Source organism: Stenotrophomonas sp. STEN240 (genome assembly GCF_056756175.1).
Map to the genome: position 1 here is coordinate 131,736 of NZ_JBRRBO010000001.1, position 23,734 is coordinate 155,469.

Genomic DNA, 23,734 nt, shown 5'->3' on the forward strand with positions numbered 1-23,734 from the left:
TCCGCAAGCGCGCTGGGGCGCATTTCAATGCGCCAGCTGCTTGCTGCGGCACTGCTGTTGATGGCCACGACCGCTCACGCGCAGGACGTAACTGTTGCACCGCCTGCGTACTTCGACTGGTTCGAGTATTCCGGTAGCGACACTGCCTTTGAAGCCCCGCTGCCGGCCGGCCACTACCGCAACCCGATCCTGGCCGGCTTCCACGCGGACCCAAGCATTGTTGGTGCCAACGGCAAGTTCTATCTGGTCAACTCCAGCTTTACCTACTATCCCGGCATTCCGGTGTTCGAGAGCAGCGATCTGGTGCACTGGAAGCAGATCGGCAATGTCATTGACCGGCCCACGCAGTTGGACTTCGATGGTCTGAGCGTTTCGCGCGGCATCTTTGCACCCAGCATCGAATACCACGACGGCACGTTCTACGTGGTCACCACGGCAACCGACAGCGGCGGCAATTTCATCGCCACCGCGCGCGATCCTGCGGGGCCATGGTCCGACCCGCACTGGTTGCCAAGCGTCGGCGGTATCGATCCGTCGCTGTTCTTCGATGAGGACGGTACGGTCTACCTGCTCAACAACGACGAACCGCCGGGGCCGGCACGCTATGACGGCCATCGCGCCATCTGGATGCAACAGATTGATCTGGGCGCTTTCAAGCCGATCGGTCCGCGCAAAGTGCTGATCGACGGCGGGGTGGAGCCGGAGAAGAATCCAATCTGGATCGAAGGCCCGCACCTCTACAAACGCGATGGCTGGTACTACCTGTCCGACGCCGAGGGTGGCACCGGGCCACAGCATTCGCAGGTGGTGTTGCGCAGCCGCGAGGTGTGGGGGCCGTATGTTGCCTATGCGGGCAACCCAATTCTGACCCAGCGGGATCTGCCGGTTGATCGTCCTTTACCGATCACCAATGCCGGCCACGCGGATCTGGTTGAAGGCCCGGATGGTTCGTGGTGGGCCGTGTTCCTGGCCAGCCGCAACTACCAGCAGCGCCACTACAACACCGGCCGCGAAACCTACCTGCTGCCGGTCGAATGGCGTAACGGTTGGCCGCAGATCCTGCCGGCCGGGCAGAACATTCCCTATGTGGCAGCTGCGCCGTCGTGGATGCGCGGCGAAGCCAGGCAAACGCCATCTACCGGTAATTTCAGCGTTCGTGATGAGTTCAATGGTCCGGAGCTCAGCTCGGACTGGTTGCGCGTACGGGTGCCCAAGGTGGCATGGGCCGACCTGCACGAGCGGCCGGGTGCGCTGACCGTGCATCCGCTGCCTGAGGACCTGGATACGCTGCATAACCCGGCTTTTCTGGGGCGTCGCCAGCAGCATCTGCGCTTCGAGGCGAGCACCGGGATGACCCGGCCCGCTGTTGGTATTGCCGCCGGTCTGGCGGCATTCCAGAGCGAAGCCTATTGGTACTTTCTTGGCGTGCGCAGCCTGGCCGGTGATCGGCTGCTGATCTTCCTCGAGGGCAGTGACGGCAGCGGGGTAACGCGCACGCTGGCCTCGCAGGAGATCGCTGCGCCCGCTGCGTTGGAGCTGAAGATCAAGGGTGATGAAGGCAGTTATGCATTCGCCTTCGACCTCGGCGACGGGCGTGGTTGGCAAACCCTGGCCAGCGACGTGGACGGCACCGTATTGAGTACTGATCGGGCCGGCGGCTTCGTCGGCACCTTGCTGGGACCATTCGCGCGCGATGAGCGCGCCTCGAGGAGCAAATGATGACGCGGACGCCTTGCATCGCCACCGGCCGTCGCCGCCCGTGCTTCTACACGTTTGCGTTGTGCATGGCCTTCTGGGCGGCACCGTTGGCATTGGCGGCCGAGAACAAACCCTGGCTCGATACTTCCGCCAGCTTCCAGACACGTGCCGCAGCGCTGGTCGAGCAGATGAGCCTGGAGGAAAAGGCCGCACAGATGCAGAACGCGGCACCGGCCATCGAGCGCCTGGGCGTTCCTGCCTATGACTGGTGGAATGAAGCACTGCATGGTGTGGCACGCGCGGGGCAGGCTACGGTGTTCCCGCAGGCCATTGCCTTGGCGGCGACCTTTGATGTGCCGTTGATGGGGGAGGTTGCCACCGTCATCAGCGACGAGGCACGTGCCAAACACCATCAGTTCCTTCGCGAAGGCGCGCATGGTCGTTACCAGGGGCTGACCTTCTGGTCGCCGAACGTCAACATCTTCCGCGACCCGCGCTGGGGTCGGGGCCAGGAGACCTACGGCGAGGATCCCTACCTTACGGCCCGCATGGGCGTTGCCTTCGTGCACGGTCTGCAGGGTGACGATCCCGTTTACCGCAAGCTGGACGCCACTGCCAAGCACCTGGCGGTGCACAGCGGCCCCGAAGCGGACCGTCATCACTTCGATGCGCGGCCGAGCAAGCGCGACCTGTACGACACCTACCTGCCGGCCTTCGAGGCCTTGGTGAAGGAGGCCGATGTGGATGCGGTGATGGGCGCCTACAACCGGGTATATGGCGAATCCGCGAGCGCAAGCAATTTCCTGTTGCGCGACCTGCTGCGGCGCGACTGGGGCTTCAAGGGCTATGTGGTTTCGGATTGCTGGGCCATCGTCGATATCTGGAAGCACCACAAGATCGTCGCCAGCCGCGAAGAGGCGGCGGTGCTGGCGGTCAAGAAGGGCACCGAACTGGAATGCGGTCAGGAATACGCGACTCTGCCCGCAGCAGTGCGCCAGGGATTGATCAGCGAAGCGGAGATTGACGATGCGGTCACCCGCCTGTTCACCGCGCGCATGCGGCTGGGCATGTTCGACCCACCGGAGCGTGTGCGCTGGGCACAGATTCCGGCGTCGGTGAACCAGGCCACGGAACACGATGCGCTGGCATTGAAGGCAGCGCAGGAATCTCTGGTACTACTCAAGAACGATGGCGTGCTGCCGTTGTCGCGCACGCTCAAGCGCATCGCCGTGGTTGGCCCCACCGCTGATGACACCATGGCGCTGCTCGGCAATTACTTCGGCACCCCGGCCGCGCCGGTGACCGTATTGCAGGGCATACGCGACGCGGCCAAAGGCATCGAGGTGCGCTACGCACGCGGTGTGGATCTTGTCGAAGGCCGCGATGACCCCAGCGCGACGCCGCTGATCGAAGCCGCCTTCCTGCGGCCGTCGGCCGATTCGCCTGAGCGCGGCCTGCGCGGTGAGTATTTCCGCACTGCAGATCTTTCGGGTACGCCGGCGCTGGTACGCACCGACGCACAGATCGGTTTTCGTTGGGACCGTGGCTCCCCCACCGACAACCTGCTGGCGCGCGGTGAAGCCGCACCGGGGCAGGGTATTCCCAGCGATGGTTTCAGCATCCGCTGGAGTGGCCAGCTGTTGCCGCCCACGTCGGGCCGCTACCGGATCGAGGCAGCGGCAGATGATGGTTTCCGCCTGTACATCGACGGAAAGCCGGTTCTGGACCATTGGACCGATAGCGATCGCCTGCATGCCGATGGCGTCGAGCTCGACCTGCGGGCAGGCCGCGCCTATGACCTGAAGCTGGAGTACTACGACGCCGAGCGCGATGCCGGCGTGCGGCTGGGCTGGCGTATGCCCGGCGCCAAGCCGCCATTCGAGGAGGCGCTTGATGCCGCCCGCAATGCGGACGTGGTGGTGTTCGTCGGCGGCCTGACTGGCGATGTCGAAGGCGAGGAAATGACGGTCAACTATCCCGGCTTTGCCGGCGGCGATCGCACCGATCTTCGCCTGCCTGCCACGCAGCGCGCTTTGCTGGAGGCGCTGCATGCCACCGGCAAGCCGGTGGTGGTGGTACTGACGGGCGGCTCGGCCTTGGCGGTGGACTGGGCCCAGGAAAATCTGTCGGCGATCCTGATGAGCTGGTACCCGGGCCAGCGCGGTGGCACCGCGGTAGGCCAGGCGCTGTTTGGCGGGGTGAACCCGGCCGGCCGCCTGCCGGTGACCTTCTACAAGGCCGACCAGGCGATGCCGGCGTTCGACGATTACACGATGGAAGGCCGCACCTACCGCTATTTTCGCGGCACGCCGCTGTATCCGTTCGGGCACGGGCTGTCCTATACCCGGTTTGACTACCGCAACCTGCGCGCCGACGCCAAGCTTGCCGACAATGGACGCTTGCAGGTCCGGGTGGACGTTGCCAACGCAGGCAAGCGTGCCGGCGACGAAGTGGTGCAGTTGTATGTGCGCCGGTTGCAGGCAGGGCAGGGCGATGCGCAGCAGGAGCTGCGCGGTTTCCAACGCATCCATCTGGCTGCCGGCGAAAGCCGCACCGTTGCCTTCGAGCTGGACGCACAGCAGGCATTGCGTCATTACGACGAAGCGCGAGCCGCCTATGTGGTGCCGCCAGGGCGTTACGAAGTGCGGATTGGCGGTTCCAGCGCGGATGCCCGCGTCCATGCGCAGTTCGAGGTGGAAGCGCGCCGTGACTGATCGACGCCAGCACCGTCAGCCTCATCCCGTTCAACCCTCCCGTCCAGGACACACGCTGCATGGCAAGTACTGAGCACACGCTATCCATCCGGGAGAAACTGGGCTACAGCCTGGGCGACCTGGCGGCAAACCTGATCTTCCAGACGCTGATCACCTACCTGGCGTTCTTCTATACCGATGTCTACAGGCTGCCGGCCGCAACGGCCGCGACGATCATCTTCGTTGTCGGTCTGCTCGGCGCATTCGTGTTCACGCCCTTGATCGGTATCGCCGCCGATCGCACCACCACACGCTGGGGCAGGTTCCGGCCTTGGATCCTGTGGACGGCGGTTCCGTTCGGTGTGTTGTCGCTGCTGGCGTTCAGCACGCCGGACCTGGGAGAGCGCGGCAAGGTGATCTATGCACTGACCACCTACAGCCTGCTGATGTGCGTCTACGCAGCCAACAACCTGCCGTATTCGGCGCTGAGCGGCGTGCTGACCGGGAGCATGGCACAGCGCAACAGCTTGTCGGCGTACCGATTCGTCGCGGTGATGGTTGCGCAGTTCATCATCCAGGTACTGCTGATGCCGCTGGTGCTGATCCTTGGCGATGGCGACCGCGTGCAGGGTTTCGAACGGGTGATGACGGTATTTGCGGTGATTGGAACGGTGTTCTTCCTGATCACCTTTGCCACCACCCGCGAGCGCATCGTGCCCAGCAAGGAACAGACCGGCGGCGTGCTGCAGGATCTGTCGGATCTGCTGCGCAACCGTCCCTGGCAGGTGATGCTGGCCCTCACCGTGCTTGTCTTCATCAACCTGGCGCTGAAGGGCGGCACCTACATCTACTATTTCCAGTACTACATGAGCGCCCCCGCACTGGCGGGTTTCCTCGACAATTCGGGCTTCAATGGGTTCATCAGCGCGTTGAACGCGGCGCTCAATGGTGCGGGGCTATCCGGCTTTACCTGGCCGGAAGATCCTGCGACCTCGGCCTTCAGCCTGTTCAATGCCTGCGGCATCATCTGCATGATTCTGGGGATCGGCGTATCGCGCCGGTTGGCCGACCGTTTCGGCAAGCGTGACGTTTTTGGCGGCGCCTTGTTTGTGTCCACGCTGTTCCTGCTGGTGTTCTACCTGTTCCCGCCGACAGCGGTTGCAGTGGCATTCGGCTCGTTCATGCTGCACGGCTTCTGCTATGGCATCACCATTCCGCTGCTGTGGGCAATGATCGCCGACGTTGCCGACTATTCCGAGTGGAAGAACCATCGCCGCGCCACCGCCATTATTTTCTCGGCAATGCTGTGTGGCCTGAAGATCGGGCTCAGCGTAGGCGGTGCGCTGGTCGCCGGCATTCTTGCCCATTACGGTTATCAGGCGGGCGCGGCCCAGCAGAGCGATGCCGTGGTCGACGGCATACGCATGACCGTGAGCATCTACTGCTCCATTCCCTTCCTCGTCGCGGTGGCGCTGTTGTTCATCTACAAGATCGACAAGGGCATGGAAACACGCATCGAACATGACCTCCAACTGCGCCGTAGCGGCGCCGACGCAGCGGCGTGACACCAAGACCATGACCATGAACGATATGCCCATCGACGAAACAAGCCAGGCCCACGAGGCCGAGCTGCAGCGGCTGGCGCAACACGCCATCTCCAAGCCGCTGGTTACCCAAATCTACACCGCTGACCCGTCGGCACATGTGTTCGAAGGGCGCCTTTACATCTATCCCTCGCATGATATCGACGGCGGCAAGCCGTTCGATGATGAGGGCGGGCACTTCGGCATGCAGGACTACCACGTGCTGCGGATGGATACGCCGGAAGGCACAGCCACCGACTGCGGCATGGTGTTGCATGTACGCGATGTGCCCTGGGCCAGGCAACAGATGTGGGCGCCGGACGCGGCCTGCCGCGATGGCCGCTACTACCTCTATTTTCCAGCCAAGGACGCGCAGGGCATATTCCGCATCGGCGTTGCGGTAGCGGAGGGTCCAGAGGGGCCGTTCACCGCCGAACCGGAGCCGATGGAGGGAACGTACTCCATCGACCCGGCCGTGTACGAGGACGACGACGCTACGCACTATCTCTATTTTGGCGGCATCTGGGGTGGCCAGATGCAGAAGTACCGCGACAACCGCTACGACGCGGCGCATGAGGAACCGGTGGGTGACGCGCCCGCGCTGGGACCGCGTGTCGGCCGCTTGGATGCCAGCATGACCCGGCTTGCCGAGCCGACGCGCGAGGTGTTGATCCTGGACGAACACGGACAGCCCCTGCGCGCCGATGATCATGAGCGGCGATTCTTCGAGGGGCCGTGGCTGCACAAGCACCAGGGCCGCTACTACCTTTCTTATTCCACTGGTGACACGCACCTGTTGTGCTACGCGGTTGGCGATAACCCGTATGGGCCGTTCACCTATGCAGGCGTGATCCTCAAGCCGGTAGTCGGCTGGACCACGCATCACTCGATCTGCATGTTCGAGGGCCAGTGGTACCTGTTCTATCACGATGCCCTGATGTCGGGCGGCGTCACCCATCTGCGCTCTGCCAAGTGCACTCCTTTGCATATGGAAGCCGACGGCAGCATCCGGACCATTGATCCTTATGGCGGCTGACCATTGCTTGCCGATCGACGATGCGCTGGCACCCTTGCCAGCCGGGCGCCTGCACTGGTTGCGGGTGGGCGAGCTGGAGGTCGCGCTTGCGCCCGAGGCAGGCGGGCGTATTGCCCAGATTCGCTACGCTGGCGTCGACTGGCTGGTCGGTGAGGACGATGCCGGGCCTGCGGCCATCGGCTGGGGTTGCTACCCGATGGTTCCATGGGCCGGGCGTATCCGTCGTGGCGGTTTCATTTTCGACGGCAGGTCTTTTACGTTGCCAGCCAACTTCGGTGCGCACGCGATTCACGGTGTGGGATTCTCGCAGCCTTGGCATGTCGACAGTTTTCATCCGCAAAGCGCAACGCTGTCCTTGGCCCTTCCCAACGATGCATATTGGCCGTTCGGTGGGGTTGCCACCCAGTCCGTGCACGTGGGGGCCAGCAGCCTGCAACTCCAACTCATGGTGGAGGCTGGCGATCAGGCAATGCCTGCGGAGCTCGGTTGGCACCCGTGGTTCCGCAAGCCTGACCATTTGCTGTTCACTCCCGATGCCATGTATCCGCGGGATGAGGAAGGGATTGCAACGTTGCCCCTCTGCAAACCGCCGCCCGGGCCCTGGGATGACTGCTTTGTCGCCAATGGCGAAACGGTACTGTTGCTTGCCGGACAGCGGCTGCGACTGCGGTCCAATGCGGATCATTGGGTGGTCTACGATGGCGCCGCGCATGCGACATGCGTGGAACCGCAGACGGGTCCGCCCGATGCATTCACGCTGGCGCCGCGCCGGTTGGCAGCCGGCCAGCGACTGGCTCTGACCTTTGAGTTGGCATGGGAGATCGCCGATTCCTGAGCTGGGCTATCGGCGAGAGCATCCACCGAAAGCGCTGATGGCCCGCCGCCGGCAACTGATTTTTCTCGGCGTTCATCATGTACAGCGTTGCGTCCACGACGTGGTCAAACGTGCAACCAGCAGCCATCAGTTGCTTGATGCCACGCTGCCACGCCAGCCTGATCAACACATCCTTCGTGGAAACGGACCTTGGTGTGCGGCGTGCTCGCGCGTCGGAGGTTGTTCTCATCATTCCGCTGCCAGTAGCCGCTCCATTCGCGCATGACGATGGGGCAGTTTTCGTCGATGAAGCGAGATGGGCGGGTACGAAGTGAAAGCCGGGGCAACAGAAACGTCTTGTCAGGCCTAGTTGTAGAGGATCGCGAAAGCAATGTGGTGCCCATGTGATTGGCTGGAAACCGGGCGTCATGAGGCCTTACGACCTGTGTGGCACAGTGGGCCCAGCTCAATCGTAGGAACGCGCGTGACCAACGGCGATCTCATCGTACTGAGGCCGGAAGGCATGTATTGCCCGGCAGGCGACTTCTACATCGATCCTTCCAGGCCGGTGGCGTGCGCGGTAATCACGCATGGTCATGGCGATCACATGCGCGCGGGCATGGGCTGTTATCACCTGAGCGAAACCACCATGCCAATCCTGGAATGGCGGCTGGGCACGCAGCCTTGCGTCTGCCACGCCTATGGTGAGCCTTTCAGGCTGGGCGCTGCCACGGTGTCATTGCATCCGGCCGGGCATGTGCTGGGCTCGGCACAGGTACGGATCGAGGTGGACGGGCAGGTGTGGGTGGCGTCGGGTGACTACAAACGCCAGCCGGATCCTACCTGTGTGCCATTTGAACCGGTGCGCTGCGACACGTTCATCACCGAATGCACCTTCGGCCTGCCGGTCTATCGCTGGCCCGACACCCCGTCGGTGGTGGCCGAGATTGCCGCCTGGCGGGATGAGTGTGGCGCGCAGGGAGAAGCCGCGATTCTGTATTGCTACGCACTGGGCAAGGCGCAGCGGGTGCTTGCCGAACTATTGGCCTTGGGTGAAACCGCGCCGGTATGGCTGCACGGCGCGGTGGACAACGGAGTGCAGGTCTACCGCGGAGCCGGTATCCCCATGATTGAAACGCAACGCGTCGCCGATGAAGCGCGGGGCGCGGACTTTGCCGGGCGCCTGATCATCGCGCCACCGTCGGCTGCTGGCAGTAGTTGGCTGCGGCGCTTCCGGCGCGCCCAGCAGGGCTTCGCCTCGGGCTGGATGCAACTGCGCGGCAACCGCCGCCGTGGCAATTACGATCGCGGCTTTGTGCTGTCCGATCATGCCGACTGGCCTGCGCTGCTGCAGACCGTCCGGCAATCCGGCGCGCAACGCGTGATTGCCACCCATGGCAACACCGATGCACTGGTACGCACGCTCAACGAGGATGGGCTGAACGCCACCACTTTTGCCCTGCTGCGGGGCGAGGAGGACTGATGCGTGCGTTCGCTGCCCTGTACCAGCGGCTGGACCGCAGCACTTCCCTGCTTGAAAAGCGGGCTGCCTTGGTCGACTACTTCCGCCACGCTCCTGCCGAAGACGCGGCCTGGGCGCTATGGCTGCTCATCGGCGGAAAGGTGGGCGGTGCCAAGGCACGCATCGCAAGCAGCGGCGAGCTGCGCCAATGGGTCGCACAGGAGAGCGGATTGCCGGACTGGCTTGTGGAGGCCAGCTACGACCAGGTAGGTGACCTGGCCGAAACACTGGCCCTGCTGTTGGATGACCCGTCGGCTGCAGCAGCGGACATGGGGCTTGGGCAATGGATCCAGCAGCGTTTGTTGCCCGTGGCCAATGCCGCGCCCGAGCAGCGTCGCGCGGTGATCATCGATGCCTGGCGGCAACTGCCGATGCACGAGCGTTTTGTGTTCAACAAATTGTTGACCGGGGCGCTGCGCGTAGGCGTATCGCAGGGCCTGGTGCAGCAGGCCTTGGCTGAGTTGTCAGGGCTGGACCTGTCGCTGCTTGCGCAGCGCATGCTCGGCTTCAAATCGCCCACGCCCGGCTTCATGCAGACACTGCTGGCACAGGGGCCGCAGCCGGGGGATACCGCCTTGCCGTATCCCTTCTTCCTGGCATCAGCGTTGGAAGGCGAGCCTGCCGCGTTGGGCGTGATCGACGACTGGCTGCTGGAATGGAAGTGGGACGGCATCCGTGTGCAGCTGATCCGCCGTGGCGATGAGATCGCGCTGTGGTCGCGCGGTGAGGAACGCATGGACGGGCGCTTCCCCGAAATCGAGGCCGAGCTGGCCCGGCTCGGCCATGATGCCGTCATTGACGGCGAACTGCTGGCCTGGCGTGGCGACGAGGACAAACCGCTGCCGTTCACCGCCTTGCAGACGCGCATACAGCGGCGCAAGCCCGGGCCGAAGGTGTTGGCGCAGACGCCGGTGCGGGTGCTGGCCTACGACCTGCTGGAGCTGGATGGCCAGGATCTGCGCGAACTGGACCTGCATCAGCGCCGCCAGCGCCTGACCACGCTGCTGGACGCCCACGACTCGCCACTGCTGCGGCTGTCAACGCAGATCCAGGTGCAGGATTGGGCGACTGCCGCACAGCTGCGCAGTGAGGCGCGTGAGCGCGGCGTCGAAGGCTTCATGCTCAAACGGCAGCACTCCCCGTATCGGCACGGTCGCAAGCGTGGCGACTGGTGGAAATGGAAAGTCGATCCGCTCACCATCGATGCGGTAATGCTCTACGCGCAGAGTGGTCACGGCCGGCGCAGCACCTTGTATACCGACTACACGTTTGGCGTCTGGGACGGCGACAAGCTGGTGCCTGTCGCCAAGGCCTATTCCGGGTTGGACGACAAAGAAATCGCCGAGCTCGATCGCTGGATCCGCGCCCACACCACCGAGCGCTTCGGCCCGGTGCGGGCAGTGGAACCGCTGCAGGTGTTCGAGTTGGGTTTCGAGGCGGTCAACCTCTCGGCGCGGCACAAGTCAGGGGTGGCGGTGCGCTTTCCGCGCATCCTGCGCTGGCGCCGCGACAAAAGCGCCAGTGAAGCCGATGTGCTGGAAACCCTGCGCAAGGTGGCGCAGTGAGTGCCGGCCGTATTGTCGGGCATACGCGTTTTGAACAACCACTGACGCAGTGGTTTGCGGCGCGTGGATGGAAGCCTGCCCCGTTCCAGCGGGAAGTCTGGCGGCGTTACCGCGATGGACAGTCCGGGCTGCTGGTGACGCCCACTGGCAGTGGCAAGACCCTGGCGATGATCGGTGGGCCGCTGCTGCAGGCATTGGCGGAGCTGCCGGCTGGGGACAAGGAGAGCAGGCCCAGCAAACGCCGCAGTTCGGCGACCGCGCACGTGCGGGTGTTGTGGATCACGCCCTTGCGCGCGCTTGCCAGCGACACCGTGCGCGCCCTGCGCGAGCCCATCGAAGGACTGGGCCTGCCATGGACGGTAGCGATGCGTACCGGCGACGCCAGCGCCCGCGACAAACGCCTGGCCCGTCAAGGCAAGGCGGACTTGTTGGTGATCACTCCCGAGTCACTGGCGCTGCTGTTGAGCTACCCCGACACGCAGGCACAATTGGCGTGGCTGCAGGCCATCGTCGTCGACGAATGGCATGCATTGCTGGACAACAAGCGCGGCGTCCTGCTGCAGTTGTGCCTGGCGCGGCTGCGCGGATGGCAACCTGCCGCGCGTATCTGGGGGTTGTCGGCGACGCTGGGAAACCTGGAGCAGGCGCGGCAGGTATTGCTCCCGCATCTGGACGATGCCGCGCTGATCCGAGCGGCCGCACCACGCAGTCTGCACATGAAGACCCTGCTGCCCCGCGACGGCGAGCGTTTCCCTTGGGCCGGCCACCTTGGTCTGTCACAGATGCAGGCGGTGGTCGAACAGATCGCGCAGGCGCGCACGACCCTGCTGTTCACCAATACCCGCGCCCAGGCCGAGCTGTGGTACGAAGCGCTGCAAGCGGTATGGCTGGACGACGCGGAGGCGCTGGCTTTGCATCACGGCTCGCTGGATCCAACCCTGCGACGGCAGGTGGAACAAGGCCTGCGGGAAGAACGCATCCGCTGCGTGGTGGCCACCTCCAGCCTGGACCTTGGTGTTGATTTTCCAAGTGTGGATCAGGTCATCCAGCTGGGTAGCCCGAAGGGCATGGCGCGCTTGCTGCAACGTGCGGGGCGGTCCCGGCACCGCCCGGGCGAGGCCGGGCACATCATCTGCGTACCTACGCATGCGTTGGAACTGGCCGAGTTCGCGGCAGCGCGGCAGGCGCTGCGCGCAGGCCAGGTGGAATCCCGGCGGCCACTGCGCTTGTCACTGGATGTGCTTGCCCAGCATTGCGTGACCCTGGCTCTGGCCGGCGGTTTCGAACCGGATCAGCTGCTGGCGGAGGTGCGCCTCACGCATGCGTTTGCCGAGCTCTCATTGCATGACTGGACGCAGGTGCTGCAGTTCATCACCCAGGGCGGCAATGCCTTGCAGCATTACCCTGAATTCTGCCGCGTCACCCGCGATGCGGCCGGCATCCTTGCAGTCAGCGACCGTCGCGTGGCGTTTCGTCATCGGCTGTCGATCGGCACCATCACCAGCGACGGTGCGGTGCTGGTACGCATGGCGCGGGGTGGGGCGCTGGGCAGCGTCGAGGAAAGCTTTGTGTCGCGTCTGCGGCCGGGCGATGTATTCCAGTTCGCCGGACGCAGCCTGCGCCTGCTGCGCTTGCAGGACATGACGGCCTACGTGCGGCCAGCCAAACAGGGCAGCGGCGTGGTGCCGCGATGGCAGGGCGGGCGGATGCCGATGTCGACGGATCTGGCCGCGCATGTGGCCGAGGTACTTGCCAATCCTCCGGCTACTCCCGAACTTCGAGCGCTGCGCCCGCTGCTGGCATTGCAGTCCAAGCTGTCCGCCGTGCCGGGCCAGGATCAATTGCTGGCGGAGTGGGTCAAGACACGGGACGGCTGGCATCTGTTCCTGTATCCGTTTGCCGGCCGCGCCGTGCACGAAGGCCTGGCAGCGGTGCTTTCGCTGCGCTGGAGCCGGCACGTCGCCACCAGTTTCGCTTTCTCGGTGAACGACTACGGGTTGGCGGTAACGGCAACATCGGCCTTGCAACTGGACGAGCAGAGCCTTGCCGCCATGTTGTCCCCGGATGCGCTGCTGCAGGACCTGCAGGCGGCGGTCAACATGAGCGAACTGGCACGGCGACAGTTCCGCGAGATCGCGCGGGTGGCCGGGTTGCTGCCGCCGTCGCTGCCCGGCCGCGCATTGCGCAGCCTCCGCCAACTGCAGGCATCAAGCAGCCTGTTCTATGACGTGCTGCGCCAATACGATCCCGGGCATATGCTGCTGCATCAGGCCGAACGCGAGGTGCTGGAGCAACGCTTGGACGTGGCCACTCTGCAGCGTGTTCTGCACGATTGCGCCGGCCGCCAGTTGCTGCTCACACGGCCGCGTACGCTGACGCCGCTGTCGTTTCCCCTCTGGGCCGAGTCCAGGCGGGGCAGCTTGAGCAGCGAGGACTGGAAACAGCGGGTGCAACGGGCGGCACAACAGCTGGAGCAACGCCATGGCTGAAAGCCTGCAGATGCTGCTTGCCGGTGAGCCGATTACGCTGCTGGCGGACCGGGCGCTCTATTGGCCAGCCCGGCGCAGGCTGATCATCGCCGATCTGCATCTGGGCAAGGGCGCGGTGATGCGTCGTGCAGGAATCGCGGTGCCCAGTGGTGGCACGCGCAGCGACCTGGCGCGTCTGGCTGCGTTGCTGGACATGACCGGGGCCGCTTCCCTGTGGATTCTGGGTGACTTCCTGCACGGTGCGCGCTCAACCGCCAGCGATGCCGCGTGGCAGGCGTTCCGCCAGGCGCATGGGCAGGTTGCCGTGGGGGTGGTTCCCGGCAACCACGATCGGGCGCTGGATGCCGACGCGGCCGGGGCGCAGTTGATCGCAGACGGCACGCTTGAGGGTCCTTTTGAATTTCGCCACGCGCCGGAGGATGCCGAGGGCAGCTCAACGCATGTGCTTTGCGGGCATCTGCACCCGGTATTGAAGTTGCCTGGGCTGCCGGCGCACCCGCTGTTCTGGAGCGGCGAGCGGCGCATGGTGCTGCCGGCGTTCTCCGCGTTCACCGGTGGTCTGCGGGTGGACTACCGCCAGGCGCGCGGCAGTGTGCTTTGCAACGGGCGGGATCTGCTGCGGCTTGCGTGACGGTGCACATCCTCGGCGACGCGGCCTGCTCCAATGCCACTCACGGCTTCAAGCCGTGATCGCTCGGCTGAATTGGGCAGGACGCCGTCGCCGGAACTTCGGCCGTCATCACAAAATAAGCGTTTTCCTATCGGTTTTTGCCTGATCTTCACATCGTCGATCCTATATACGTTCAGCCGGAAGGCGGGGGGCAATATCAGGAGACTAGGCTGTGAAAAGCATGAAACTCTATCTGGAAGGGCCCGGGCGAGAGAGACGTCCAGTGAAGGTCGTTTCGACAGAGCAAAAAAGCTTCAGAACCGTGTTGGAAATACCGGGAAGACGCCTGGCAGGTACCGGGACTGACCGCATGGTCGAGGTAAATACCTTGATGGATGAAGAGGGAAACCTTGCACAGCAGATCGATTGCGAGGGCTTCAGATACAGGTTCCACGGATCTGAATTGCCTTGGTCGTTGATCGTCGGTTGATTGGGGCGGGCCCCGCACGGGGGCCCGCTTTTCCTGGCCAGGAGAATGCAGCTGCAGCTGCCGCCCACAAGGCTTGGAGATGTGTCAGCCAAGCGTGAAGGATTCGGCCAGGGTTCTGCCCGCGTTTTTATTCCGGGTTAGCAGGTGCACCGGTAAGGTTGCCCGATAGTCGAACAGAGGATGCCCCGATGGCCAGGACAGCACCGCGCGTTCATACCGCCCAGGCGGAGATAGAACATCTCAAGGCTCTGCAACTGGCACTGGATGCCGAGCTTATCGTCGAGCTGCGCATGAAGGATGGGCGGGTGTTGAAGGGCACCGTGGCCGAGCGGCCTGCCGTGCAGCAGTTCCGTGGCCCTGACGAGCAGGAAGGCACCAACGGCCAGGTTCCTCTCGATGTGCCAGGTGAGGGCGTGCAGTTGCTGTGGCTGGATGAAATTGCCGACTTCACCCGTTTGGGTAGCAATTGACGCAGCTCGGTGAATCAGCCGCTTGAGGCGTGTTGGGAGAGGCGCTGCTTACCTTGAAGGTAAACGGGTGTATCGGCATTCGTAAGAACAATTGCTGTAATCGTCGCAGATGCTTGCCTGCGCCAACGCTGCGACCGCTGCCGGAAGCCGTGCTGCCGTAGCGTGTGCAGTGCATGTGCGGCCGAATCCGACCTTGCTGGAGAGTATTCCAGCGCCAGCCCGATCAGAGGGCCTGGATGAGGGTTGCCAACGCCGCGCCAAGCGCAAAGCACAACAGGGCGGTCGTTCGTGGCAGGTTCCGGGCGGCGATCATGGCGTGGGCTCCGTTCGGGTCTAGGGTCATCTTGCTGGGCTCGGCGTTAAGCGCCCGTCCCCGTTGGCATGCAGGTTGCCGATGAACCTTCACACTCCCCGCGTTGCGCTCCAAGAAGCAGCGCAGTGAAAGCCAATCAAGGCACGCGCTGACGTCTCGCCGACACCGGAGCCTTCGATACACAGGGATTGCCTGCGACGCTCCAACGCCACGGTGTATCGACCGCCTTGCTTATTCCGACCCTGGGGCCAACCAGCGGGCTGTCGGGTGGCGAAGTGCCATCGCATGCAATGACGATGCCCCGGTCGCCCAGCACCAGGTCCGCGCCATCGAAATCCCGATTCAAACCGAAAGCCTGCGACAACTTGCCGGGGCCGCTGGCCAGATCGATTGGCCGCTTTGCGGCGCTGCGTGCCGCATACATCAGCTGCAGATTCTGCAGCGGCTCGGCGGCCCGAAGCAGCACGCCGACACCTTCGCCAACCTCACCGCAGACGGCGTTGCTGCCCCAATGCATGCCGTAGGTGAAATAGACATACAGGTGCCCAGGTGGGCCGAACATGCTTGCGTTGCGCGCGGTCTTTCCGCGAAACGAGTGGGCGGCCGGATCTTCGCTGCCGGCATAGGCCTCAACTTCCACAATCCGGGCACAACGGCCGTCGCCGCGCAGCAGAAGCTTGTTGAGCAGCTCCGGCGCGACCAGGGCAGGGTGGCGGCGGTAGAAATCACGCGGCAATACCTGCAGGTCCTTGTTCACGAACTCCACGTTGACGCACCTTCTGCCGCCGGCTGTCTGCCAAGCTTACGACAGGGTGCGTGACGCAGAGAGGACATGGGGTGTGTTGCTGCCTGCGCGGCGGTGCACACGATGCAGATCCAAGCCGTCAGCGTTGGAACTGCACCCGCTCCGGGCGATGCAGGCCGAAGCCCTGCGCGTAGTCCACGCCCAACGAACGCGCGGCTTCGCATAGATGGTCGGTGCTGACACCTTCGGCAACTACCTTTAGACCGCGCTGATGACCGATCTTGGCAATGGCGCTGATGATGGTGTGGCTGATCGGGTCGGTATCGAGGTCAACGATGAAACTGCGGTCGATCTTGATCAGGTCCAGCGGTAGATTCTTGAGATAGCCGAAAGACGACATGCCGGCACCGAAATCATCCAGAGCGATGCTGCAGCCGGCAGAGCGCAGGCGTTCGACTATGCTCACCACCTTGAGCAGGTTGCGGACCGCGACGGTTTCGGTGATCTCAAAACACAGCATCTGCGGCGGTACGCCGTGCTCCTTCATGCAGGCAAGGATGAAGTCGGCCAGGCCATCGTCTTCGATGCTGGCGCCTGACAGGTTGATCGCACAGGTACCGAGCGTCTGCGCAGTGGGGTGCAGACGGGTGAAGTTCGACAACGCTTTGTGGATCACCCAACGGTCGATGGCCGGCATCAGCCCATAGCGCTCGGCTGCAGGCAGGAAAGCACCCGGCAGTACGATGCTGCCGTCTTCATCGCGCAGACGCAGCAGCAGTTCGATATTGGTGGCGGTATCTTCGCCCGTAAGCGAAACGATCTCCTGGTAGTCAAGCAGCAGGCGATCCTGTTCCATGGCCCAGCGCAACCGGTTGACCCACTCCATCTCGCCCTGGCGACGGCTGGTTTCGTCGTCCAGACGATAGACATGCACGCGGTTGCGCCCGTTCTCCTTGGCCATGTAACAGGCGGTGTCGGCCCAGGCCAACAGGTCCTTGAGGGTGGGCACCTGCTGGTCAATCGCTACCATGCCGATGCTGCAACTCACTTTGTAGCTGCGTCCCTGCCAGGAAAACATCAGCGATTCGATGCCCCGGCGCAGACGCTCGGCCAGTTCCAAGGCCCCATCCGCGTTGCCATGGAACGTAAGCAGGCCAAACTCGTCGCCGCCCAGACGTGCCAGCACATCACCGCTGCGCAGCTGCTGGTGCATGGTCAGTGCGAGCTGCTCCAGGAGCTGGTCACCGGCCATATGCCCGGAGACATCGTTGATCAGCTTGAACTGGTCGAGGTCGATGTACAGCAACGCCCAGAAACCGCTGGCTGCCCAACTGGACCAATCCCTCAGCACCTCCTGTACACGGCGCTCGAACTCGCGGCGGTTGTACAGCCCGGTCAGCGCATCGTGCGCGGCCTGGTAGCTCAGGCGGTCGGTCAGCTCGCGCTGTTCGGAGTTGTCGGTTGCCACCATCAACAGGTGCGGCGCGCCATCCACGTCGACCTCGGCAATGGATGCGTTCGCCCAGAAGCTGGCGCCATCAGCACCGCGCAGCTCGGCCTCAAGCTGGTTCCAGCCACTGCGGATGTCCGCCGCATCGCGGGTGCGCGCCTGCAAGTGCTGGTCAAGGAACAGTGCAGACAGCTGCACGCCGGTGGGGTCGCCCAGACGGAGCCGCGCAGCCTGGTTGGCGTAGACGATCTTCCAGTCGCGCGCGTCGGCCAGCAGCACCAGCGCTGGCAGGAGTTCGTTCAGGGCGCGGAAACGCAGCTCGCTCTCGCGGTAGCGGGCGCTCATCTGCGCCCCCAGGGCCAGCGCCTTGCGACGGGTCATCGCCAATGACCACAGCAGTGCCGACAGCAGCAGGCTGATGATGGTCCCGGCGATGACGATGGTGTACAGCCGGCTGAGGTCCATGGGCTGTGGGCGGGGCTGCATCTCAAGCAGCCAGCGCCTGCCGCCGAAGTCCAGCTGGCGCTGCTGCGCGGGCAGACTGACGGCGGCCTCGGTGCCGGAGTCATAGAACGGGGTGGCCAGTGCATCGGTATCGCGGATACGCACCCGGAAGCCCTCCAGCACTGGCGGTTCCAACGCGCTTTCGATCAGTGGCTGCAGGCGGATGCCGATGGCCAATGCCCCGATCTCGCGTGCCCGCCGGTCGCTGGCTGAGCCAGGGGTTGCACCGTTGGAGTACACCGGCAGGCGCAGCGTGACGCCCAGCGGGCTTTGCCCTGCCGCCGTGCTCTGGCGCAGGGCGAATGGCGCTGAAACGGTGACGGTGTCCGTGTCCCGTGCGCGTACCAGCGCCGCAAGATTGGCCGGTTGAGTGACCATGTCGAAGCCCAGCAGGCTGGTGTTGCTCTGGTAGGGCGCTACCAGCTCATAGCGATAGGCAGCATTGCCTGTCTGCGGTCGGTCCACCGCTGTGCGTCGTGCAAAGGCCATGGAGGTATAGGCCCCGCTGCCATCGTACAAACGCGAGTAGTACTGGCTGAAGCCTGCCTGGTCCATTTTGTCGTTGGCCAGGAACAGCGTCTGCATCGCACGCAGGATGGAGGCCGCGCGTTCCAGCGGTACCTGTAGTTGCGCAATGCCGGTGTCGGCCAGCGTTCTGCGCGCTTGCGCCGCCTCATGCCGCAGGTCCGACCATTCGCGATGGGCGATGACCGCCGTGCAGGCCAGGCCAAGCAACAGGCCAGCCACGGCCCACGCAAGCGGCGACAGGCCACTACGGCGGGCAGGGCGCCCCGGCGCGGTTTCTTCGAAATCTGGCTGGATGAAATTCACTTGCCCGTTCGGTTCCTGCGCAATGGATGGGCGGTGGGATGTGATGCCGGGGGAACATGCAGCCTGCCTTGCAAGGGCAGGCCAGAGAACCTGGTCGAACGACGCAGCAACTACCGTGATGGAGCTCCCCGCCCCTTGCAAGCCGAGTAGAGGTATCGGCATGCCGTGGCTGTTCTTGATGGAGAGTTGATCATGGCTTGCCAGCCGTGACGCGGACGAAATGGTTGGATGGCGGGAATACGGTAGCGGAATTTCCGTTGGCCCACAGCCCACAGCCCACAGGCGCGGCAGCGCTTGTATTGGGCAACAGCGCAGAGCAGTGGGCGGTGCGCACAAGATCGGCCGGACAACCTGTCACCGGTGGGCAATGCTCCGCCCCTTGGGCACTTACCGTCTTCTGGCCGAACCGCAGGCCGCTTTACAGCCTTGGCCACCGCTGCGTGACTCTCCCAAACGGGCCGGGCGAGACACGGATTTCACGCCGCCATAGCCAGTCCTAGACCTTGCGATGACATTCAATGCGTAGATTGGCCGTTGAAGCAGCCATGCGCCGGCCTGGATCCGATGCCGTCAGGAGCACCCCATGAGTGAGGACAAGAACAAACCGGGCGTACCCGAGCGTGTCCGCATCAACCGCGAGCAATCCTGCCAGCGCCGGACCAACGCACCAGACGACGTTGCGCCCCAGCAACAAGCCGCCGCGCGGGCCTTGGGATTCGCGCTGCCGCGTTGCAGCGCCGCCTGCATGGACAGGACACTGGCATGAGCCTGGTCGACTACCGCCGCAAACGCAGCTTCGAGAAAACGCGTGAACCCGAACCCGGCAAGCCGGTCGCCCAGGGACAGCGTGCGATCTTCGTCGTGCAGCTGCATCACGCCAGCCGCCGGCACTATGACTTCCGCCTGCAGGTCGGCGACACGCTGAAGAGCTGGGCGGTGCCGAAGGGGCCAAGTTATGACCCTGCGGTAAAGCGCATGGCGGTGGAGGTGGAAGATCACCCGGTGGATTACGCGGACTTTGAAGGCGACATTCCCAAAGGTCAGTACGGCGGCGGGCACGTTGCACAGTTCGATCACGGCGTCTGGGCAACCGAGGGCGACCCGCGGGCTCAACTCGCCAAAGGACATCTGCGTTTCGAGTTGTTCGGCAAGAAATTGAAAGGGGGTTGGCATCTGGTGCGATCGGGCAAGCCTGCGCGGCAGCCACAATGGCTGTTGTTCAAGGACCGGGATGCCTTCGCCGGTTCCCTGGAGGCCGATGATCTGCTGGCGGATGTGGCTTCTGCACCAGAAAGCGACAAGCGACGCGCGGGCAGTGGCAAGAGCGGCAAGAAGCGATTGGCGACCGTGCCTTCGAAGCCGGGTCGCCGCAAGGACTGGGCCGAACAGGCGCTGGCGTTGAGCGGGGCTCGCAAGGGCAGGGTGCCGACGGGGGCATTTCAACCGCAGTTGGCAAAACTGGGCCAGGCCCCGCCCGAGGGCGAGCAGTGGCTGCACGAAATCAAATGGGACGGTTATCGCATCCTGGTCACGGTTGCCGACGGCAGCGTACGCCTATGGTCGCGCAATGCGCTGGAATGGACAGCCAAACTCCCCGACATCGCTGAGGCCGTGGAAACACTGCAGCTGAAATCGGCTGCGCTCGATGGTGAACTCATTGCGGGCAACGGTACCAAGGAGGACTTCAACCTGCTGCAAGCCACGCTCTCCGGCGAGCGGCAGGGGCGGCTTTCACTGGTGCTGTTTGATGTGCTGCACCTGGATGGAATCGACGTCGCCAACGCACCGCTGCATGAGCGCAAGACGCTGTTGCAGAAGCTGCTGAACGGCGCCCCGCCACAACTTGCCTTCAGCTCGCACGTGCAAGCCGATGGTGAGGCGGCATTCCGGGTTGCGGCAGAACAGCACTTTGAAGGTGTGATCTCCAAGCGGCTGGACCGTCCGTACCATGCAGGCCGCAGCGATGACTGGCGCAAGACCAAGCAACTGGCGTCGGACGAATTCGCGGTTGTGGGCTATACCGCTCCCAAGGGCGCGCGCACCGGCTTCGGCTCGCTGCTGTTGGCAACCCCCGACGCGCAGCATGGCTGGCGCTATGCCGGCAGGGTTGGCACCGGTTTCGATGAGGCAATGCTGCGGCAACTGACGCGCAGGCTCCGCGGCGGCAGCAATACGCCTACCGCCCATGTTGGCACCACCGAGACCGACCTGCGCACGGCGAAATGGTTTGCTCCCCGTTTCGTGGTCGAGGTGTTCTACCGCGGCAAAGGCGGCCAGACCCTGCTGCGGCAACCTTCACTCAAATCCTTGAGGCTGGACAAGAACGTGGACGATCTTCGCGACAGCGACAGCGCTGCAACGCCTAAAAAGAAAGCTGCTGCAGCAAAGCGCGGCAAGCCTGCATCAAAAAAAACGAGCGAAGCACTGCCGGTGCTTTCCAGCCCAAGTAAGCTGCTGTTTCCCGCCGACCGCATCAGCAAACAGGACGTATGGAACTACTACCTGGCCGTCGCCGATCATCTGTTGCCGGAAATTGTTGGCCGTCCTCTATCGGTGATCCGCTGTCCGGCGGGCATCGAGCGCCCTTGTTTCTTCCAGAAGCACATGACCGCTGGCCTGGAGCGGGTATCCACCGTAAAGCTCAAGGAGGAGTCAGGCGCGCAAGCTGATTACCTGGTGGTCGACGATCTCGCAGCGTTGATGGAACTTGTGCAGTTCAACGCTCTGGAGTTCCATCCATGGGGGGCGAAGGCTGACACGCCCGATATCGCTGACCGGGTGGTGTTCGATCTGGACCCCGGGCCCGATGTACCGTTCGCGGAAGTCAAACGTGCAGCGACGGATATCCGCAAGCTGTTGGCAAAGCTGGAGCTCGAGTCTTTCCTGCGCGTGTCCGGCGGCAAGGGCCTGCATGTTGTGGTGCCGCTGTCGCCCGGCTGCGACTGGGATCTGACCAAACGCTTCGCCCGTGGCTTCGCCGATGCGCTGGCGCAGTCCGAACCAGATCGCTTCCTCGCCACGGCGACAAAAAGCCGCCGCAACCGCCGCATCTTTGTCGATTACCTGCGCAACGGGCGCGGCGCCACCGCCGTTGCGTCCTACTCGATGCGCGGGCGCCCCGGTGCGCCGGTGGCATTGCCGCTGGCGTGGAGCGAGCTTGCAAAGCTGCACAGGGCCGATGCATTCACCATCAAGGACGTCCCTGCAAAACTCAAGCGGCGCAGGAAGGATCCCTGGGCGGGCATGGACGCGCTCAAGCAGAATCTTTCACGTTGGGCCAAGGATGCGTAGACCGTCAGCCGTTGATGCACTCGGCTGCAGCCAAGCCCTTCCGTTAACCGTAAGCAGCAGAATCAACCGCTTTCAATCGAGGATCCCACGATGACCAACCATAAACCCACCGCCACCCCGAGCAAGGAAAAATCCCGCGCCGACGGAACGCCCGGCACGGATGCGGCTCGCGAGCAGGACCTGAAGGAACAGCGCGACCAGCAAAAGCAGGAAGAGAAGCTGCGGCAATCCGATCAGATCGACAAGGGACCTTCGGCGTGCAATCCGGACGGCCTCCGGTAAGCGATTCCGCGGGTTTCGATGTGCGAGCCGCAGGTGGGCCTGATAAATGCGCCGCTTGAGCTGGAGAGCAGCCCGGGTTGGCTGGCCGCGTGTAGGCCAGTCAAGCACAGCCTATGATCCCGCGAATGAGGCACTCCGGCGCCTGCGCGGCGCGGGTAGATGTCCTGATGAAATGTCCAAAGAATGAGGCCGACCTGCTTCATTGACGGAAGCCGGTCAGCTTCATTGGTTCGGTGCTGGCTGAAACCGCGCACTTTCAGTTCACCACTTCCAAAGCGGAAACAGGTTATGCGCTGGTACCAGACATCAGCTCGCGCCGGACTATCTCCGCTCCAGCGTTGAGAGCCTGCAGCTTGCCTCTGGCAACCGAACGCGCCAGCGGTGCCATGCCGCAGTTGGTGGAAGGGTAGAGCTTGTCCGCATCGACAAACCGCAGCGCCTTGCGCAGCGTGTCGGCCACTTGCTCCGGGGTTTCGATGATGTCACTTGCCACATCAATCGCGCCTACCATCACCTTCTTGCCACGCACCAGTTCGATCAGATCTATGGGCACATGTGAGTTCTGGCATTCCAGCGAGATGATATCGATATTGGACTGCTGCAATTTCGGGAATGACTCTTCGTACTGGCGCCATTCCGAACCCAGCGTCTTCTTCCAATCGGTATTGGCCTTGATGCCATAGCCGTAGCAGATATGCACTGCGGTTTCGCACTTGAGCCCTTCAATCGCGCGTTCCAGGGCGGCAACACCCCAATCATTCACTTCATCGAAGAAGACATTGAAGGCAGGCTCGTCGAACTGGATGATGTCCACGCCGACGGCCTCCAGTTCCCTGGCCTCCTGGTTGAGGATTTTGGCGAACTCCCAGGCCAGGTTTTCCCGGCTCTTGTAGTGCGCGTCATGCAGCGTGTCGATCATCGTCATTGGGCCGGGCAGGGCCCATTTGATCGGCTGTGTGGTCTGCTGCCGCAGGAACCTGGCGTCCTCGACGAATACCGGCTTCTGTCGGCTGACTGCGCCGACGACGGTTGGCACGCTGGCGTCATAGCGGTTGCGGATACGCACCGTCTCGCGTTTTTCGAAATCAACGCCATCAAGATGCTCGATGAAGGTTGTGACGAAATGCTGGCGGGTCTGCTCGCCATCGCTGACGATGTCGATGCCTGCCTGCAGCTGTTCGTGCAACGAAAGCCGCAGCGCGTCCTGCTTGCCTTCAATCAACTCCTCGTCCTGCAGCTTCCAGGGTGACCAGAGTTTCTCGGGTTGGGCGAGCCAGGACGGCTTGGGCAAGCTGCCGGCGGTTGAGGTGGGCAACAGTTTTTTCATGATGGGTGGGTTCTTGTTCCG

General features: G+C 63.6%; 17 protein-coding genes. 14 read left to right on the forward strand and 3 right to left on the reverse strand.

Translation table 11 applies throughout. From position 1 onward, the window contains the following. Window positions 1-27: 27 nt before the first annotated feature. The 11 genes from ACVOKO_RS00570 (at window position 28) to ACVOKO_RS00620 (ending at window position 14,970) form a co-directional block, all read left to right on the forward strand. Window positions 28-1,719, forward strand: a complete 1,692-nt coding sequence (locus ACVOKO_RS00570; RefSeq protein ID WP_346496254.1) for a glycoside hydrolase family 43 protein — start codon at window positions 28-30, stop codon at window positions 1,717-1,719. Between the two features lie 65 nt (window positions 1,720-1,784). Then, window positions 1,785-4,412, forward strand: a complete 2,628-nt coding sequence (locus ACVOKO_RS00575) for a glycoside hydrolase family 3 protein (protein ID WP_346496449.1) — start codon at window positions 1,785-1,787, stop codon at window positions 4,410-4,412. 59 nt (window positions 4,413-4,471) lie between these two features. Then, complete coding sequence (locus tag ACVOKO_RS00580; RefSeq protein ID WP_346496256.1) at window positions 4,472-5,956, forward strand: MFS transporter; 1,485 nt, start codon at window positions 4,472-4,474, stop codon at window positions 5,954-5,956. Window positions 5,957-5,981: 25 nt separating this feature from the next. Next, entirely contained in the window at window positions 5,982-7,010 is a 1,029-nt protein-coding gene (locus tag ACVOKO_RS00585; RefSeq protein WP_346496451.1) for a glycoside hydrolase family 43 protein, read from the forward strand. Continuing rightward, window positions 7,000-7,845: an aldose epimerase family protein gene (locus ACVOKO_RS00590; RefSeq protein WP_346496258.1), complete on the forward strand. Its 846-nt coding sequence runs from the start codon at window positions 7,000-7,002 to the stop codon at window positions 7,843-7,845. The genes ACVOKO_RS00585 and ACVOKO_RS00590 overlap by 11 nt, the downstream gene beginning before the upstream one ends. A 448-nt stretch (window positions 7,846-8,293) precedes the next feature. Beyond that, a complete protein-coding gene (locus ACVOKO_RS00595; protein ID WP_481558679.1) occupies window positions 8,294-9,307 on the forward strand; it encodes a ligase-associated DNA damage response exonuclease in 1,014 nt (337 codons plus the stop codon). Further along, the gene (locus tag ACVOKO_RS00600; RefSeq protein ID WP_346496262.1) at window positions 9,307-10,911 is read left to right on the forward strand and encodes an ATP-dependent DNA ligase; all 1,605 of its coding nucleotides are present in this window, start codon (window positions 9,307-9,309) and stop codon (window positions 10,909-10,911) included. Before ACVOKO_RS00595 ends, ACVOKO_RS00600 begins: the two co-directional genes overlap by 1 nt. Then, the gene (locus tag ACVOKO_RS00605; RefSeq protein WP_430980682.1) at window positions 10,908-13,400 is read left to right on the forward strand and encodes a ligase-associated DNA damage response DEXH box helicase; all 2,493 of its coding nucleotides are present in this window, start codon (window positions 10,908-10,910) and stop codon (window positions 13,398-13,400) included. The genes ACVOKO_RS00600 and ACVOKO_RS00605 overlap by 4 nt, the downstream gene beginning before the upstream one ends. Next, window positions 13,393-14,031: a ligase-associated DNA damage response endonuclease PdeM gene (gene pdeM, locus ACVOKO_RS00610; RefSeq protein ID WP_346496264.1), complete on the forward strand. Its 639-nt coding sequence runs from the start codon at window positions 13,393-13,395 to the stop codon at window positions 14,029-14,031. The genes ACVOKO_RS00605 and pdeM overlap by 8 nt, the downstream gene beginning before the upstream one ends. Before the next feature lie 220 nt (window positions 14,032-14,251). Then, the gene (locus ACVOKO_RS00615; protein WP_346496266.1) at window positions 14,252-14,500 is read left to right on the forward strand and encodes a hypothetical protein; all 249 of its coding nucleotides are present in this window, start codon (window positions 14,252-14,254) and stop codon (window positions 14,498-14,500) included. A 188-nt stretch (window positions 14,501-14,688) separates the two neighbouring features. Continuing rightward, window positions 14,689-14,970 (forward strand): DUF3247 family protein, encoded by a 282-nt coding sequence (locus ACVOKO_RS00620; protein ID WP_346496267.1) that lies wholly within the window; start codon window positions 14,689-14,691, stop codon window positions 14,968-14,970. Window positions 14,971-15,419: 449 nt separating this feature from the next. Here the strand turns inward: ACVOKO_RS00620 and ACVOKO_RS00625 are convergent, their stop codons facing one another. Together ACVOKO_RS00625 and ACVOKO_RS00630 are read right to left on the reverse strand one after the other, a co-directional pair. After that, the gene (locus ACVOKO_RS00625) at window positions 15,420-16,049 is read right to left on the reverse strand and encodes a DNA-3-methyladenine glycosylase (RefSeq protein WP_346496268.1); all 630 of its coding nucleotides are present in this window, start codon (window positions 16,047-16,049) and stop codon (window positions 15,420-15,422) included. A gap of 118 nt (window positions 16,050-16,167) precedes the next feature. Beyond that, window positions 16,168-18,813 carry a bifunctional diguanylate cyclase/phosphodiesterase gene (locus ACVOKO_RS00630; protein WP_346496270.1) on the reverse strand — a complete coding sequence of 882 codons (2,646 nt, stop codon included), beginning with the start codon at window positions 18,811-18,813 and terminating at the stop codon, window positions 16,168-16,170. 583 nt (window positions 18,814-19,396) lie between these two features. Between ACVOKO_RS00630 and ACVOKO_RS00635 the strand changes: the two genes are divergently transcribed. The 3 genes from ACVOKO_RS00635 to ACVOKO_RS00645 all read left to right on the forward strand — a co-directional run bounded on the left by ACVOKO_RS00635 (window position 19,397) and on the right by ACVOKO_RS00645 (window position 22,386). Then, window positions 19,397-19,579 (forward strand): hypothetical protein, encoded by a 183-nt coding sequence (locus ACVOKO_RS00635; protein WP_346496272.1) that lies wholly within the window; start codon window positions 19,397-19,399, stop codon window positions 19,577-19,579. After that, window positions 19,576-22,104 carry a DNA ligase D gene (gene ligD, locus ACVOKO_RS00640; protein ID WP_346496274.1) on the forward strand — a complete coding sequence of 843 codons (2,529 nt, stop codon included), beginning with the start codon at window positions 19,576-19,578 and terminating at the stop codon, window positions 22,102-22,104. Before ACVOKO_RS00635 ends, ligD begins: the two co-directional genes overlap by 4 nt. A 90-nt stretch (window positions 22,105-22,194) precedes the next feature. Beyond that, complete coding sequence (locus ACVOKO_RS00645) at window positions 22,195-22,386, forward strand: hypothetical protein (protein WP_346496276.1); 192 nt, start codon at window positions 22,195-22,197, stop codon at window positions 22,384-22,386. A gap of 286 nt (window positions 22,387-22,672) precedes the next feature. Here ACVOKO_RS00645 and ACVOKO_RS00650 read toward each other — a convergent pair whose 3' ends face one another. Then, complete coding sequence (locus ACVOKO_RS00650) at window positions 22,673-23,713, reverse strand: methionine synthase (RefSeq protein WP_346496278.1); 1,041 nt, start codon at window positions 23,711-23,713, stop codon at window positions 22,673-22,675. Between the last annotated feature and the right edge of the window lie 21 nt (window positions 23,714-23,734).

Coding starts and splice junctions, on each gene's coding strand:
- ACVOKO_RS00570 (WP_346496254.1), top strand. CDS start 28: ATGCGCCAGCTGCTTGCTGCGGCACTGCTGTTGATGGCCACGACCGCT.
- ACVOKO_RS00575 (WP_346496449.1), top strand. CDS start 1,785: ATGGCCTTCTGGGCGGCACCGTTGGCATTGGCGGCCGAGAACAAACCC.
- ACVOKO_RS00580 (WP_346496256.1), top strand. CDS start 4,472: ATGGCAAGTACTGAGCACACGCTATCCATCCGGGAGAAACTGGGCTAC.
- ACVOKO_RS00585 (WP_346496451.1), top strand. CDS start 5,982: ATGCCCATCGACGAAACAAGCCAGGCCCACGAGGCCGAGCTGCAGCGG.
- ACVOKO_RS00590 (WP_346496258.1), top strand. CDS start 7,000: ATGGCGGCTGACCATTGCTTGCCGATCGACGATGCGCTGGCACCCTTG.
- ACVOKO_RS00600 (WP_346496262.1), top strand. CDS start 9,307: ATGCGTGCGTTCGCTGCCCTGTACCAGCGGCTGGACCGCAGCACTTCC.
- pdeM (WP_346496264.1), top strand. CDS start 13,393: ATGGCTGAAAGCCTGCAGATGCTGCTTGCCGGTGAGCCGATTACGCTG.
- ACVOKO_RS00615 (WP_346496266.1), top strand. CDS start 14,252: ATGAAACTCTATCTGGAAGGGCCCGGGCGAGAGAGACGTCCAGTGAAG.
- ACVOKO_RS00620 (WP_346496267.1), top strand. CDS start 14,689: ATGGCCAGGACAGCACCGCGCGTTCATACCGCCCAGGCGGAGATAGAA.
- ACVOKO_RS00635 (WP_346496272.1), top strand. CDS start 19,397: ATGAGTGAGGACAAGAACAAACCGGGCGTACCCGAGCGTGTCCGCATC.
- ligD (WP_346496274.1), top strand. CDS start 19,576: ATGAGCCTGGTCGACTACCGCCGCAAACGCAGCTTCGAGAAAACGCGT.
- ACVOKO_RS00645 (WP_346496276.1), top strand. CDS start 22,195: ATGACCAACCATAAACCCACCGCCACCCCGAGCAAGGAAAAATCCCGC.
- ACVOKO_RS00650 (WP_346496278.1), bottom strand. CDS start 23,713: ATGAAAAAACTGTTGCCCACCTCAACCGCCGGCAGCTTGCCCAAGCCG.